At 65.1% G+C, this 14,877-nt stretch carries 13 protein-coding genes; 6 read left to right on the forward strand and 7 right to left on the reverse strand.

The window, feature by feature from the left end; translation table 11 throughout:
• Positions 1-2 precede the first annotated feature (2 nt).
• The 5 genes from DL899_RS05505 to eutB form a co-directional block, all read right to left on the reverse strand.
• On the reverse strand, positions 3-1,373 hold the full coding sequence (locus DL899_RS05505; RefSeq protein WP_111732983.1) for an aspartate aminotransferase family protein: 1,371 nt from the start codon (positions 1,371-1,373) through the stop codon (positions 3-5).
• Between the two features lie 76 nt (positions 1,374-1,449).
• Entirely contained in the window at positions 1,450-2,925 is a 1,476-nt protein-coding gene (locus DL899_RS05510; RefSeq protein WP_111732984.1) for an NAD-dependent succinate-semialdehyde dehydrogenase, read from the reverse strand.
• A gap of 146 nt (positions 2,926-3,071) precedes the next feature.
• Positions 3,072-3,548: an Lrp/AsnC family transcriptional regulator gene (locus DL899_RS05515; RefSeq protein ID WP_111732985.1), complete on the reverse strand. Its 477-nt coding sequence runs from the start codon at positions 3,546-3,548 to the stop codon at positions 3,072-3,074.
• On the reverse strand, positions 3,545-4,537 hold the full coding sequence (locus tag DL899_RS05520) for a cyclodeaminase (RefSeq protein ID WP_111732986.1): 993 nt from the start codon (positions 4,535-4,537) through the stop codon (positions 3,545-3,547). The genes DL899_RS05515 and DL899_RS05520 overlap by 4 nt, the downstream gene beginning before the upstream one ends.
• Complete coding sequence (gene eutB, locus DL899_RS05525; RefSeq protein ID WP_111732987.1) at positions 4,527-5,546, reverse strand: hydroxyectoine utilization dehydratase EutB; 1,020 nt, start codon at positions 5,544-5,546, stop codon at positions 4,527-4,529. The genes DL899_RS05520 and eutB overlap by 11 nt, the downstream gene beginning before the upstream one ends.
• 167 nt (positions 5,547-5,713) lie before the next feature.
• Between eutB and DL899_RS05530 the strand changes: the two genes are divergently transcribed.
• The gene (locus DL899_RS05530; protein ID WP_111732988.1) at positions 5,714-6,898 is read left to right on the forward strand and encodes a M24 family metallopeptidase; all 1,185 of its coding nucleotides are present in this window, start codon (positions 5,714-5,716) and stop codon (positions 6,896-6,898) included.
• Positions 6,899-7,013: 115 nt separating this feature from the next.
• Here the strand turns inward: DL899_RS05530 and DL899_RS05535 are convergent, their stop codons facing one another.
• Together DL899_RS05535 and DL899_RS05540 are read right to left on the reverse strand one after the other, a co-directional pair.
• Positions 7,014-8,411: an aspartate aminotransferase family protein gene (locus tag DL899_RS05535; RefSeq protein WP_111732989.1), complete on the reverse strand. Its 1,398-nt coding sequence runs from the start codon at positions 8,409-8,411 to the stop codon at positions 7,014-7,016.
• 92 nt (positions 8,412-8,503) lie between these two features.
• Entirely contained in the window at positions 8,504-9,199 is a 696-nt protein-coding gene (locus tag DL899_RS05540) for a GntR family transcriptional regulator (protein WP_111732990.1), read from the reverse strand.
• Positions 9,200-9,351: 152 nt separating this feature from the next.
• On the opposite strand from DL899_RS05540, the gene DL899_RS05545 reads away from it, so the two are divergent.
• From DL899_RS05545 to DL899_RS05565, 5 genes are all read left to right on the forward strand, one after another.
• Entirely contained in the window at positions 9,352-10,434 is a 1,083-nt protein-coding gene (locus tag DL899_RS05545) for a polyamine ABC transporter substrate-binding protein (RefSeq protein WP_111733112.1), read from the forward strand.
• 104 nt (positions 10,435-10,538) lie between these two features.
• Positions 10,539-11,663 carry an ABC transporter ATP-binding protein gene (locus tag DL899_RS05550; protein ID WP_111732991.1) on the forward strand — a complete coding sequence of 375 codons (1,125 nt, stop codon included), beginning with the start codon at positions 10,539-10,541 and terminating at the stop codon, positions 11,661-11,663.
• A gap of 3 nt (positions 11,664-11,666) precedes the next feature.
• On the forward strand, positions 11,667-12,557 hold the full coding sequence (locus DL899_RS05555; protein ID WP_111732992.1) for an ABC transporter permease subunit: 891 nt from the start codon (positions 11,667-11,669) through the stop codon (positions 12,555-12,557).
• A gap of 163 nt (positions 12,558-12,720) precedes the next feature.
• Positions 12,721-13,536, forward strand: coding sequence for an ABC transporter permease (locus DL899_RS05560; RefSeq protein ID WP_111732993.1), 816 nt, complete (start codon positions 12,721-12,723; stop codon positions 13,534-13,536).
• Complete coding sequence (locus DL899_RS05565) at positions 13,533-14,873, forward strand: NAD(P)/FAD-dependent oxidoreductase (RefSeq protein WP_111732994.1); 1,341 nt, start codon at positions 13,533-13,535, stop codon at positions 14,871-14,873. Before DL899_RS05560 ends, DL899_RS05565 begins: the two co-directional genes overlap by 4 nt.
• The last annotated feature ends 4 nt before the right edge of the window (positions 14,874-14,877 follow it).

Below are 14,877 nucleotides of genomic sequence, written 5' to 3' on the forward strand. Positions count from 1 at the left end.
GCCTACCCCAGAACCGAGCCAACCGCATCGGCGGTTTTTGCCACGACTTCGTCCGCCTCCTCGCGGGTCAGGCAGAAGGGGGGCGCAAAGCCCAGGATGTCGCCCTGAGGCATCGCCCGGCCGATCACGCCGCGTTCCAGCAGCGCCGCCGCGATCCGCGGCCCCACCTTGTCGCCGGCGTCAAAATAGACCCGGTCGTCGCGGTCCTTGACGAACTCGACCGCGCACAGCATCCCCTCGCCGCGCACCTCGCCGACATTGGCATGTCCGCCCAGCGCCTGCGTCATCTGCTGGTTCAGGTAGTCGCCCACCGCCCCGGCATTGGTGATCAGATCCAGATCGTCCAGCAGGCGCAGGTTAGCCACACCGGCGGCGGCACCGATGGGGTGGGCCGAATAGGTCCAGCCGTGTCCGATGGGGCCGTTTTCGTCGGTGCCGTCTTCCAAGACCTTCCACATCCGGTCGCCTACGATAGAGCCCGACAGCGGCGCATAGGCGCTGGTCAACCCCTTGGCGATGGTGATCAGGTCGGGCCGCATCCCGTAATGATCCGACCCGAACATGGTGCCCAGCCGCCCGAAACCGGTCACCACCTCATCGGCGACCAGCAGGATGTCATGGCGATCCAGCACTTCCTGAATTGCCTGCCAATACCCTGCCGGCGGGGGCACGATGCCGCCGGTGCCAAGCACCGGCTCGCCGATGAAGGCGGCGATGGTGTCGGCACCCTCGCGCTCGATCAATTCCTCCAGCGATGCGACGCAATGGGCGACGAAATCCGCCTCGCTCTGGCTGGTGTCTTCGCGGCGATAGTAATAGGGCGCCTCGGTATGTACGACCTGCGTCAGCGGCAGGTCGAACTTGCGGTGAAACAGCTCCAGCCCGGTCAACGAGCCGGTCATCAGGCCCGAGCCGTGATAACCCCGCCAGCGGCTGATGATCTTTTTCTTTTCCGGCCGGCCAAGGATGTTGTTGTAGTACCAGATCAGCTTGATGTTGGTCTCATTCGCGTCCGAGCCACCCAGCCCGAAATAGACCTTGCTCATCCCCTTGGGCGCCCGGTCGAGGATCATCTTGGCCAGGGTGATGCTGGCCTCGGTGCCGTGACCGACATAGGCGTGGTAATAGGCCAGCTCGCGCGCTTGGGCGGCAATCGCCTCGGCGATCTCGGTGCGGCCATAGCCGGCATTCACGCAATAAAGCCCGGCGAACGCATCCAGCAGGCGGTTGCCGTCACGATCCTCGATATGGCAGCCCGACCCGCCGGTCACGATCCGGTTGGGCGTCTCGCCGCGCGCGAACTGCGCCAGATGCGTCGAGGGGTGAAAAAAGGTGTCGCGGTCCCACTGGTCCAGTTGGTCGTTTCGAAGCATTGTCTTCCCTTTCGCTCGGTCCGGAACACGGAGGTTGAAAGCTCCGCATCTATCTCATTTCCAGGTTTTCGGCCGCTCACGCCCAATCGCGGCAGACGTACTTGATCTCCATGAATTCCTCCATGCCCTTGCGGGCACCCTCGCGGCCCAGGCCCGACTGCTTGACGCCGCCAAAGGGGATCGGCGCGCCGGTAACCTTGGTGCGGTTCACCGCCACCATGCCGAACTGCAGCGCGCGGGCGACACGGTAGATGCGGCGCGGATCGTGGCTGTGCACATAGGCGACCAGCCCGTATTCGGTGGCGTTGGCGCGGTTTATCACCTCTTCTTCGGTATCAAAGGGCGTGATCGGCGCCACCGGGCCAAAGGTTTCCTCGTGCATGATCGCCGCCTCGTCGGGCACGTCCGTCAGCACCGTCGGGCGATAGAACAGCGGGCCAAGTTCAGCCGCGCGTTCACCGCCGCAGGCCAGCATCGCCCCCTTTTCCAGCGCGTCGGCGACATGGCTTTCCTGTTTTTGCACCGCCGCCTCGTTCATCAGCGGGCCGATATCGGGGTCGTCCATGCCCGGCCCCATCGTCAGCGCCTGCGTGGCGGCAACAAAGCGGTGGCAGAATTCGTCATAGATCGGGCGTTCGACATAGATGCGGTTGGCGCCCAGGCAATCCTGCCCCGAGGTCGCCCATTTCGCCGCCATCGTCTCGGCCACGGCGGTATCCAGGTCGGCCCCCTTGAACACGATCACCGGCGCGTGGCCGCCCAGCTCCATCACCAGCTTTTTCACCGTGTCCGCCGACTGGCGATAGAGCAGCCGCCCCACCTCGGTAGAGCCGGTAAAGGACAAGACCCGCACCCGGGCATCCGCCGTCCACGGCGGCACCACGGTCGAGGCGCGGCCCGTCACCACGTTGAAGACCCCCGCCGGCACCCCGGCGCGTTCGGCCAGTTCGGCCAGCGCCAGTGCCGAAAACGGGGTTTCGTGGCTGGGATGGGCCACCACCGTGCAGCCCGCCGCCATCGCGGCCGCCGCCTTGCGCGTCAGCATCGCGGCGGGAAAGTTCCAGGGCGTGATCAGCGCCGCCACGCCGACAGGTTCCAGCCACAGCTCGACCTCGGCATCAGGCAGGTGGCTTGTCACGCCTTCGATATTGGGGCGCTTGGCCTCTTCGGCGTAATATTCGACGAACCCGGCGGCGTAGTCGATCTCGCCGCGCGCCTCTGACAGGGGCTTGCCCTGTTCCAGCACCATGATGCGCGCCAGGTCGTCGCGGTGTTCCATCATCAGCTCGAACCAGCGGCGCAGGATCACTGAGCGTTCTTGCGGCAGGGTCATCGACCAGCCGGCAAAGGCCGCCTGCGCCACATCGACGGCAGCGGCAGATTCTTCTGCCGACAGGCTGGCCACATCGCCCAACCGATCACCCGTAGCGGGATCGTGCACCGCCAAGGTTTCGCCCGAGCCGGCAGCGCACCATTTGCCGCCGATATGGGAAAAACTGCGTACCAGCGCCTTGTCGGCGATTTCCTCGCACAGGGTGATGGCCTTGTCCAAGCTGCGTCTCCTCGTTTGCCCACAGGCAGACGATACTTCCGACTGCGCAGTCAGCGAGGCTTAAATATCGCGCTCGTGCAGAAGATTCTTCTGCAGGCGGCCACTGATGCCGAGTCTCCGCCCGGCCCTCTCACCCAGTTGCCGCCTCACCCGCCCAGCAGCACATCCAGCGGCGGGGCGCCGCCGCCCTTGACCGGCTTGGTCACAACATAGGTGAAATAGCGCGCCAGTCCGACCCGCGCCTCCAGCAGGGTATCGACCAGGCGCTGATAGCTGTCGATGTCACGGGTCACGATCTGCAGCAGGTAATCGAACCCCCCGCCCAGCGCCCAGCAGGCGACGATCTCATCATGGTGCTGCACGCTCGCTTCGAACAGGCGAAATGCCGCCGCAGTGTGGTCGTGCAACTCGGCGGCGACAAAGACGGTGACATGCGGCCCCAGCTTTCGCAGGGCGATGCGCGCGCCGTAGCCCTCGATGATGCCGGCCTCTTCCAGCTTGCGCAGCCGCTCCCAGCAGGGGCTGGCCGACAGGCCGACGCGTTCGGCCAGCGCGGCTTTGGTGATCCGTCCGTGGGTCGAAAGCACCCGCAGGATCTCGATGTCGCGCGCGTCAAGCTTCATGCGCTGATCACCGTCCCGGTATCACGGCCTTGCAGCAGGGCATGAACATGGCTTGCAATCGCGGTGTCCTGCGCCCCGGTTCCGGTCAGGTCGACGATGGTGATGTCCTCGGGGCTGCGCCGTCCCGGCGCGGTTCCGGTGATGACCTGCCCCAGTTCGGCCGGGATGCCGCCCTGCCAGAACCCGGCATCGATGGCGCTGCGCAGCTCGCCCATGCTCTGCACCTGGGTCGCGCGGTCGGCAACATACAGGTCCGCCCGCGCCAGCGCCTCTGGCTCCAATTCGTTCTTGCCGGGCTGGTCCGACCCCATCGCGGTGATGTGCAGCCCCAGATGCAGCCACTCGGCCCTGAGCACCGGCGCCCGCGCCGGCGTCGTCGTCACCACCAGCTGGCTTTCCGCCACCAGTTGCGCCGGGTCCGAGACGGTCTCGGCCTCCACCGGCAGCACGTTGGCCAGGTCGCGCGCGCATTCCGCCGCCCGCTGCCCGTCGCGCCCCCAGACGATCAGCCGCTTGAACGGGCGCACCAGATGCGCCGCCTGCATCTGCAGCCGCGCCTGCACCCCGGTGCCGATGACACCGGCGGTTGCGACCCTTGCAGGCGCCAGGTGCCGCGCCGCTACCGCCCCGGCGGCCGCGGTGCGGATATCGGTCAGATAGCCATTGTCCAAGAACAGAGCCATGACCTGCCCGGTTTGCGCCGAGAACAGCACCATCAGCCCGTTCAGGCTGGGCAGGCCCAGCTTGGCGTTGTCAAAAAAGCCGGGGCTGACCTTGATCGCGAACCCGTCCAGCCCGGGGATATAGGCGGTCTTGACGTCGACCTCGCCGTTGACCATCGGCAACTCCATCGACAGCACCGGCGGCATCACCACGTCGCCTTTGGCCAGCGCGACAAAGGCACCCTCGATCACGTCGATCAGCCCGATGTCGAGCGCGACCAGCCCGCGCAATTCCGCCTCGGTCAGTACCCGGATGTCATGGGCCATCGACGCATCCTCCCTGATATACACTCCCCCTGACGGTCAGATCGCCCAGCACCACGTCCTGCCCGGTTACCACGCGGGTGAACATCTCCATGTCCGGGTTGCGCCCGGTGATAATGGTCGCCGCCGGCCCGGCGGGCCGCACCCGCCCGGTCAGAACTGCCGCCAACCCCACCGCGCTGCCGCCCTCGGCCACGATCCGGTCTTCGTGATACAGCACCTGCATGGCGCGATAGATGTCTTGCTCGCCCACCAGCACGACCTCGTCCAGCAGGTCGCGGCACATGGCAAGGGTCAGCCGGTTATCCGCCCCGATGCCGCCGCCCAGGCTGTCGGCAAGGCTGGGCACCTCATCGACCGGCGCCGGGCGGCCCGCGCGCAGGCTGTCATGCATCGCCGCGCCCCGATCCATCGAAACGCCGACAACGCGGATGCCCGGCTTGATCGTCTTTGCCGCCAGCGCCACGCCCGCAGCCAGGCCCCCGCCCGAAAGCGGCACCAGCAGCATGTCCAGGTCGGGGCGGCGGGCCATGATCTCCAACCCGATGGTGCCTTGCCCCGCGATCACGCGGGCATCGTCGAAGGGGGGGATTTCCACCAGCCCCTCCTCGGCAACCAGCCGCGCTGCCTCGGCCTGCGCGTCGTCCTGGCTGCGCCCCGTGATCCGCACTTCGGCGCCCAGCGCGCGGATGCCTTCGACCTTGGCCCGGGGCACCAGCTCGGACATGCAGATCACCGCGCGCAGCCCGCGTTCGCGTGCCGCCCAGGCCACCCCGCGCCCATGATTGCCGGTCGAACAGCAGGTGACGCCGGCGACATTGCCCAGCCCCGCCACCGCGTTCAGCGCGCCCCGCAGCTTGAACGCGCCAATCGGCTGCGCGATCTCGAGCTTGAGCAGAAAGTCATGGCCCGCAACCCCGCTCATATGGGGCGACGGCACCAGCGGGGTGCCATCCGCCACCCCGCAGATCACCCGCGCAGCTGCCATGATATCGGCCAGTGTCGGCGTCACGCGTCTCTCCCTGTCACCTGCCGCGCACTCTTGCCGCGTCAGGGCCCGGCGTCAACTCTGCCGCCCTCGATCACCGAAAACGACATGGAAACAGCCGGTTTCCACCCATCAGGTCGCTGCCTTTGCCGGTAAGACTGAAAGCAACACGACGAAAGGAGCAACCAGAAATGAGCGACAAGGACCTGCCCTTTTCCCAGGCCGAATATGACCGCCGCCTTGCCCTGACCCGCGCGGCGATGGAACGTGCCGGTATCGAATTGCTGTTCGTCACCGACCCGTCGAACCAGGCCTGGCTGACCGCCTATGACGGCTGGTCCTTCTACGTTCATCAGGGGGTGCTGGTCCCGTTGGAGGGCACACCGATCTGGTGGGGCCGGCACATGGATATGATGGGCGGACGGCGCACCTGCTGGATGCCGGACGACCGCATTCTCGGCTACGCCGACAGCTACGTTCAGTCCACCACCCGCCACCCGATGCAGGACCTGGCCGCGCATATCCGCGACCTCGGGTTCGAGACCGCACGCATCGGGGTCGAGATGGAAAACTACTACTACTCGGCCAAGGCCCATGCGGTGCTGACGGCGGAACTGCCGCAGGCGCGGTTTTCCGACGCCACCGCGCTGGTCAACTGGCAGCGGCTGGTGAAATCGGACGAAGAGATCGGCTTTATCCGCAAGGCGGCGCGCCTCTCGGAAAAGGTGGTGCAGACGGCCATCGACCGCGCCGCGCCGGGCGTGCGCAAGAACGAGCTGGTCGCCGACCTCTTTCACGCCGGGCTGACCGGGGTTGACGATATCTGGGGTGACTACCCCGCCATCGTGCCGCTGACGCCCTCGGGGCTGGACGCCACCGCCGCGCACCTGACATGGAACGACCATCCGATGCGCGCGGGCGAGGCCACGTTCTTTGAACTTTCGGGATGCTATCGCCGCTATCATGCGCCGCTGTGCCGGACGGTGTTCCTGGGCACTCCGCCGGCCGAGATGCGCGAGGCTGAAAAGGCCCAGATCGAGGGGATCGAGGCCGGGCTGGAGGCCGCCCGCGCCGGCAACCGCACCTGCGACATCGCCAATGCCTTTATGGGTGTGCTGGCGAAATACGGCATCCACCGCGAGGGGCGCATGGGTTACCCCGTGGGCCTGTCCTACCCCCCCGACTGGGGCGAGCGCACCGCCTCGATCCGTGGCGAGGACGAAACCGAGCTGACGCCGGGAATGGTGTTCCACTTCATGCCGGCCCTGTGGATGGATAGCTGGGGACTGGAAACCACAGAAACCATCCTCATCCGCGAGGACGGTCCGGCCCAGCCCCTGTGCAACATGCCCCGCAAGCTGTTCGTCAAGGACTAGGTCCGCCTCCGGCGGGGGTATTTCGAACCAGAAAGAAGCCGGAAACGCGCCCCTGCTTCTTTCTGGTCTCAAATACCCGTTGCCACGCCGCCACGCGGCGTGACGATGGGGTGTTTTACCCTGCAGCCTTCATCATGCCGTCCTGTTTCAGCCGCGCGTGCGTCAGGTCCAACGCCCTGGTGGCCCGCTCGATCAGCCGGTCGATATCGTCGCGCGACATCACCAGCGGCGGCGAGATCACCATGCGGTCGCCCACCGCCCGCATCACCAGCCCAGACGCGAAACAGTGCTCGCGGCAGATCAGCCCGACGGTGCCCGCGTCAAAGGCAAAGGTGGCGCGGCTTGCCTTGTCCGGGGTCAGCACCAGCGACCCCATCATCCCGACCATCCTGGTCTCTCCCACCAGCGGGTGATCGGCCAGCGTTTCCCATTTTTGCTGCAGATAGGGGCCGGTTTCGGCCGCGACGCGGTCAACGATGCCCTCTTCATCCATGATGCGCAGGTTTTCCAGCGCTACGGCGCAGGCCACCGGGTGGCCGGAATAGGTATAGCCATGGGCGAACTCGCAGCCGGCGATCACCTCGGCCACCTCGTCGCAGACGATAGAGCCGCCGATCGGCGCATAGCCCGAGCTGAGGCCCTTGGCGATGGTCATGATATGCGGGCGGATGCCGAAGGTCTGCGAGCCGAACCAGTTGCCGGTGCGCCCAAAGCCGCATATCACCTCGTCGGCGATCAGCAGGATACCGTGCTTGTCGCAGATGCGCTGGATCTCGGGCCAATAGGTCGAGGGCGGCACGATCACGCCGCCGGCGCCCTGGATCGGCTCGCCGATGAAGGCGGCGACCCGGTGCGCGCCCAGTTCCTCGATAGCCTGTTCCAGCTCACGCGCCCGCATCAGCCCGAATTCATCGGGGCTCATGGCGCCGCCCTCAGACCACCAGTCGGGCTGGCCGATATGGTGGATGCCGGCGATGGGCATGCCGCCCTGCGCGTGCATCGCCGACATGCCGCCCAGGCTGCCGCTGCCCATGGATGAGCCATGATAGGCGTTTCGGCGCGAAATGATGATGTCGCGTTCCGGCTGGCCCTTTTGGGCCCAGTAGGTGCGCACCATGCGGATGTTGGTATCGTTGGCCTCCGATCCGGAGCTGGCAAAGAAGACGTGGTTCAGATCGTACGGCGCCAGATCGGCCAGCTTTTCGGCCAGGGCGATGGCCGGCACATGGGTCGTCTGGAAAAACGTGTTGTAATAGGGCAGTTCGGTCATCTGCCGCGCTGCCGCCTCGGCCAGTTCGTTGCGGCCATAGCCGATATTGACGCACCACAGCCCTGCCATGGCGTCGAGAAATTCGTTGCCGTCACTGTCGGTCAGGGTCACGCCGTTGGCGCGGGTGATCACGCGCGCGCCCTTCTTCGCCAGGTCCTTGTCCTCGGTAAAGGGATGCATGTGGTGTGCCGCGTCAATCGCCTGCAGTTCGGCGGTGGGCATGTGGTTTGTGATCAGCGTCATTGTGATGCATCTCCTGCTAGCGGGAATCGGTTCCGCCGGCGCCTGGCCGGGCCGCGTCTATAATATGATCAAATTATTTAACGTCAATCGAATCAGCGCAAGCTGCGCCCCCCGGTCAGGGCCATGCGCACCAGCTCCATCCCCTGCGCCACATCCTTGCGCATGGCCGCTGCGGCGCCATCGCCATCGCCGCCGGCCATCGCCGCCAGCATCGCCTTGTGATTGTCCGGCAGATTCTGCGTGCCCAGCCGCCCGAACACCACCCTCAGCGACGGCCCGAAACGCAGCCACAAACCATCTGCCAGCTCGGCCAGAATCGGCGCGTCGGCAATGTCATAGACCACCTTGTGAAAGCGATAGTTGCTTTCAAGGTAGGCGCGCAGGTCGCCGCGATCGATGGCCGCGTCCAGTTCGTCGTCGAGCGCGGTAAGTTGCTTGAGGTCCTCTGCCGTTGCATGGGCTGTCGCGCAGTGCGCCAGATGCGGCTCAACCCATTGCCTTACAAGGATCAATTCACCGATATTGTCGGCACTGAGATGCGGAACGCACACCCGGCGGTTGCCTTGAAACTCCAGCGCGCCCTCGGCGATCAGCCGGCGAATCGCCTCTCTTACCGGGGTCATTCCGGCGCCCAGCAGATCGGTCAGGCCCTGAATGGTCACCGGCTGGCCGGGCGCGAGATCGCCGAATAGTACCAGCGCACGTAACTGCCGGTAGATCAGTTCATGCGCCGGCAGCCGCACGTGCCCCTGGGGCATCGACCTGGGTTTGTCTGCAATTTTCGTCATCACCACCTACCCCATTCCCGGCGTTTCATTTGCGTTCTTGCGAGTTTAACGCCGGCGTGAGTACATTTCTACATTGCCTTGTTGCCAGGTAGAGAATTTTTTGATCAAATCCTCACCCAGTGCAAAAGAACACGATCCAACAGGAGTGTGACATGAAGCGACTGATCCTGACGACCACTGCCGCTCTGGCCCTTGGCACCGCCACCTGGGCCGACGAGGTGCGTGTCTACAACTGGTCCGACTACATCGACGAAGAGCTGCTGACCAAGTTCGAAGAGGAAACCGGCATCGACCTGATCTATGACGTCTTCGACAGCAACGAGGTGCTCGAGACCAAGATGCTGGCCGGCGGGTCGGGCTATGACGTGGTTGTGCCCTCGGGCACCTTCCTGCAGCGCCAGATCTCGGCCGGCGCGTTCCAGCGACTCGACAAGTCCAAGCTGCCGAACCTTGAAAACATGTGGGACGTGATCGAAGCCCGCACCGACCAGTACGATCCCGGCAACGAATACTCGATCAACTACATGTGGGGCACCACCGGCATCGGCGTCAACGTCGGCAAGGTAACCGAGATCCTGGGCGAGGACGCGCCGATCAACAGCCTCGAACTGGTGCTCAACCCCGAGAACATGGAAAAGCTTGCCGAATGCGGCGTGCATTTCCTCGACGCCCCGGCCGAGATGATCCCGATGGCGCTGAAATACATCGGTGAAGACCCCGACAGCCACGACCCCGACGTGATCGCCAAGACCGAAGAGGTGCTGATGGCGGTGCGCCCCTACATCCAGAAATTCCACAGTTCGGAATACATCAACGCGCTGGCCAACGGCGATATCTGCGTCGCGGTGGGCTGGTCGGGCGACATCCTGCAGGCGCGCGACCGCGCGGCCGAAGCCGACAACGGCGTCGAGATCGCCTATCACGCCGCCAAGGAAGGCGCGCAGATGTGGTTCGACCAGATGGCGATTCCTGTCGACGCGCCCAACCCCGAGGGTGCGCATGTGTTCCTGAACTTCATCATGGATGCTGAAAACGCCGCCGCCGCGTCGAACTATGTCTATTACGCCAACGGCAACGAGGCCAGCCAGCAATACCTGCTGGAGGACGTGATTGGCGATCCGGCCATCTATCCCGACTCTGAAACGCTGGAGAACCTGTTTACCACCCGGCCCTACCCGGCCAAGATTCAGCGGGTGGTCACGCGCCTCTGGACCAAGATCAAGTCAGGCACCTGACAAGCGCGACAACGGCCCGCACGCCCGGCGCGCGGGCCGTTTGAATTTCAAAGTGGGGCGTATGCGCCCGGTCCGCATGCCGCCCCGACAACAGGGGGACAGGCATGGGCCAAACCGAATTCGAGCCCTGGAACGATCCGCAGGCAAAGCCGCTCATCCAGTTTCGCGGCGTGACCAAGCGGTTCGGCGATTTCACCGCCATCGACAACCAGTCCTTCGATATCTTTGAGCAGGAGTTCTTTGCCCTGCTGGGCCCTTCGGGCTGTGGCAAGACCACGATGATGCGCATGTTGGCGGGGTTCGAGACCCCGACCGAGGGCACCATCCTGCTGGGCGGCCAGGACATCGCGCCGATCCCGCCCAACCGGCGCGCGGTGAACATGATGTTCCAGTCCTACGCGCTGTTTCCGCATCTCACCGTCTGGGAAAACATCGCCTTCGGGCTGAAACGCGACCGGCTGGACAAGGAAAGCATCAAGGCCCGCGTCGCCGAGATGCTGAAACTCACCCGGCTTGAACAGTTCGCCAGCCGCAAGCCGCACCAGATATCCGGCGGCCAGCGGCAGCGGGTGGCGCTGGCGCGCAGCCTGGCCAAGGCACCCAAGCTGCTGCTGCTGGACGAACCGCTGGGCGCGCTGGATGCCAAGCTGCGTCAGGATACGCAGTTCGAACTGATGGACATCCAGGAAAAGACCGGCACCACCTTTGTCATTGTCACCCACGACCAGGAAGAGGCGATGACCGTGGCCAGCCGCGTGGCGGTGATGGATCACGGCCGTATCGTGCAGGCCGACACACCCGCACGCATCTACGAACAGCCCAATTCGGTCTATGTGGCCGACTTCATCGGCGAGGTCACGATCATCGACGGCACCGCCACGCCTGAGGGCGACGGATACGAGATCACCCACGCCGAGGGCCTGCCACCGCTCTTTGTCAAGACCGACAAGAGCTTTGCCAGGGGACAGGCCTGCCACCTGGCAATCCGCCCCGAAAAGGTGGCAATCTCGGCGGAAAAACCCGATGGGCGGCGCAACATGCTGCGCGGGCGCATTCTGGATATCGCCTATCTCGGCAACATCTCGACCTACCTGGTCGAACTGCCGAACGGCAAGATCGTCAAGGCCCAGACCGCCAACACCCGCCGCCTGGCCAACCGTCCCTTTACGTGGGAGGACGAGGTCTGGCTCAGTTGGTCGGACACCGCCGCCGTCCTGCTGGAGGGCTGAGCGATGCGCCGCGCGATTCTCATCCTCGTTCCATATCTCTGGCTGCTGGCGCTTTTCCTGGTGCCGTTCCTGATCGTTCTCAAGATCAGCCTCAGCGACGCAGAGCTGTCCATTCCACCCTATACGCCAAAGCTCGACCTCACGGCCGGGTGGGCGGGGATCAAGGAATTCCTCGCCGGGCTCGATTTCGAGAATTTCGAGTTCCTGACCACCGATGATCTGTACTGGAAGGCATATCTGTCATCGCTGCAGATCGCCGTCATATCCACCGTGATGTCCCTGCTGGTCGGCTATCCCATCGCCTATGGCATGGCCAACGCGCCCGACCACTGGCGGCCGACCCTGATGATGCTGGTGATCCTGCCGTTCTGGACCAGTTTCCTGATCCGGGTCTATTCGTGGATGGGGATTCTGTCGACCGAGGGGTATCTTAACCAGTTGCTCATCGGTATGGGGCTGATCTCCGAGCCGCTGACGATCCTCAACACCAATACCGCTGTCTATATCGGCATCGTCTACACCTACCTGCCGTTCATGATCCTGCCGGTCTACTCGGCGCTTGAACGCATGGATGCGTCGCTGTTGGAGGCCGCCGAGGATCTGGGTTGTTCGCGCATCACGGCCTTTTGGCTGGTGACGGTGCCGCTGTCCAGGAACGGCATCATCGCCGGATGTTTCCTGGTCTTCATCCCCGCCATCGGCGAATTCGTCATTCCCTCGCTGCTGGGCGGGTCGCGCACGCTTATGATCGGCAAGGTCTTGTGGGAGGAATTCTTCAACAACCGCGACTGGCCGGTCGCCTCGACCGTGGCGGTGATCCTGCTGCTGATCCTGATCATTCCGATCATCCTGTTCCAGCGAAACGAGCAGAAACAGAGGGAGGCAGAGGGATGATCCACCTTGCACAACACGCCGCAGGCGCCGTGCCGGAACGCATGAAAGCATCTCGCGCTCAATCGGCTTTGAACCGTCCGGCCCGCTTGCGGGCCGAGCATGCGCCCACCCGGGCGGCCACATGCTCCCCAGATGCAGAGCTTCAAGTGCGGAGGCCACGCGCATGAGACGCATGACCTGGTTCAACGCCACGTCCCTGACGCTGGGCTTTGCCTTTCTCTACCTGCCGATGGTCATCCTGATCGTCTACAGCTTCAACGCGTCCAAGCTGGTCACTGTCTGGGCGGGGTTCTCGACCCGCTGGTACGCCACGCTGTTGCAGAACGAGGCGTTTCTGGATGCCGCCTGGGTCACGCTGCGGGTGGCGGTGATCAGTTCCACCATCGCCACCATCCTCGGCACGATGGCGGCCTATGTGCTGGTGCGCGCCGGCCGCTTTGCCGGGCGCACACTGTTCTCGGGCATGATCTATGCGCCGCTGGTGATGCCAGAGGTGATCACCGGCCTGTCGCTGCTTCTGCTCTTCATCGGCATCGGGCTTGACCGGGGCGTGCTGACGATCGTGCTGGCGCATACGACGTTCTCGATGTGCTATGTCTCGGTCGTGGTCTCGTCGCGGCTGGTCAGCTTTGACCGCTCGCTGGAAGAGGCCGCGCTCGATCTCGGTTGCAGCCCGGCCGAGGCGTTCCGTCTTGTCACCCTGCCGATCATCGCGCCGGCGGTGATTTCGGGCTGGCTTTTGGCGTTTACCCTGTCGCTCGACGACCTGGTGATTGCGTCGTTCACTGCAGGGCCATCCTCGACCACGCTGCCGATCAAGATCTGGTCGTCGATCCGCCTGGGGGTCAGCCCCGAGATCAACGCGCTTTCGACCATCCTGATCGGCATCGTGTCGGCCGGGGTTATCACCGCCTCGCTGATCACCAAGCGGGCATCGCTGCGCCAGCAGGCCGACGAACAGGCCGCACAGCGCACATGACCGACCTCTCCCGTATATGGGAGCCGGCGACCTATGGCCCCGGCCCCATCCGCGATTGCTGGTGGGGCCAGGACGTACCCCCCGGCGACTGGCCTGCGCTGACCGGCGAGGCACGCACCCAGGTGGCGGTGATCGGCGCGGGCTATACCGGCCTCTCTGCCGCGCTGCATCTGGCTGAGGCGGGCGCCGAGGTCACCGTGCTTGAAGCCGAGCATCCCTTTTGGGGCGCATCGGGGCGCAATGGCGGCTTTTGCTGCCTGGGTGGGGCCAAGGCCGACCACGCCACCATCGCCCGCAAGTTCGGCGAGGCCGAGGCGCGCGCCCTCGCCCGGGCCGAGCGCGCGGCGGTCGAGCTGGTCGATGCGACCATCGCCCGCCTCGGCCTCGACGTGGACCGCCATTCCGAGGGGGAAACCCGGCTTGCCCACCGCCCCCGCGACGCCGAGGCGATGCGCGCCGGCATTTCCCATATCCGCGACCTTTACGGCGTCACGCCCACATTCCTTTCCCGTGCCGACCTGCCCGGGGCCGGCATGACCGGCCCGTTTCACGGTGCGCTGACAATACCATTGGGCTTTGCTCTCAACCCGCGCAAATACGCCGCCGGGCTGGCGCGGGCCGCCAGCGATGCCGGTGCCGTCATCCACGGGCACAGCGCGGTGATACGGGTCGAGCCCGCCACCGGCGGCGGCCACGTCCTGCACACCGCGCAGGGTAAGCTGCGCGCCGATCGCCTGATCGTGGCGACCAACGGCTATAGCTCGGAAAACCTGCCGCCGTGGTTGGCCGGGCGATATCTGCCCACGCAATCCAGCGTTCTGGTCACCCGCCCGTTGAGCGATGACGAACTGGCCGCGCAGGGCTGGACCACGCACCAGATGTGCTATGATACCCGCCACCTGCTGCATTATTTCCGCCTGATGCCCGATAACCGGATGCTGTTCGGCATGCGCGGCGGGCTGGCGCACACACCCCGCGCCGAGACCGCGATCCGTGCCAAAATCCGTGCCGATTTCGACGCGATGTTCCCCGCCTGGAGTGAGGTGGCAACGCCACATTACTGGTCTGGCCTAGTTTGCCTGTCGCGTGACCTGCTGCCCTATGCCGGCCCGATCCCGGGGCTCAAGGGCGCATTCGCGGGCTTTGCCTGGCATGGCAATGGGGTGGCGATGGGCACCCATGCCGGTGCGATCCTGGCCGACCTGGCGCTGGACCGCACGCCCCAACGCCCCTGGCCCGCGCCGATGCGCCACACGCCGCGCCGCTTTCCGCTGGGACGCTTCCGGCGGTTGCTGATGCGCCCCGCCTATCTGCGCTATTGGCTGTCCGACTTCTGAGTCG

It is taken from the genome of Roseovarius amoyensis (genome assembly GCF_003260265.1).
Taxonomy (GTDB): domain Bacteria; phylum Pseudomonadota; class Alphaproteobacteria; order Rhodobacterales; family Rhodobacteraceae; genus Roseovarius; species Roseovarius amoyensis.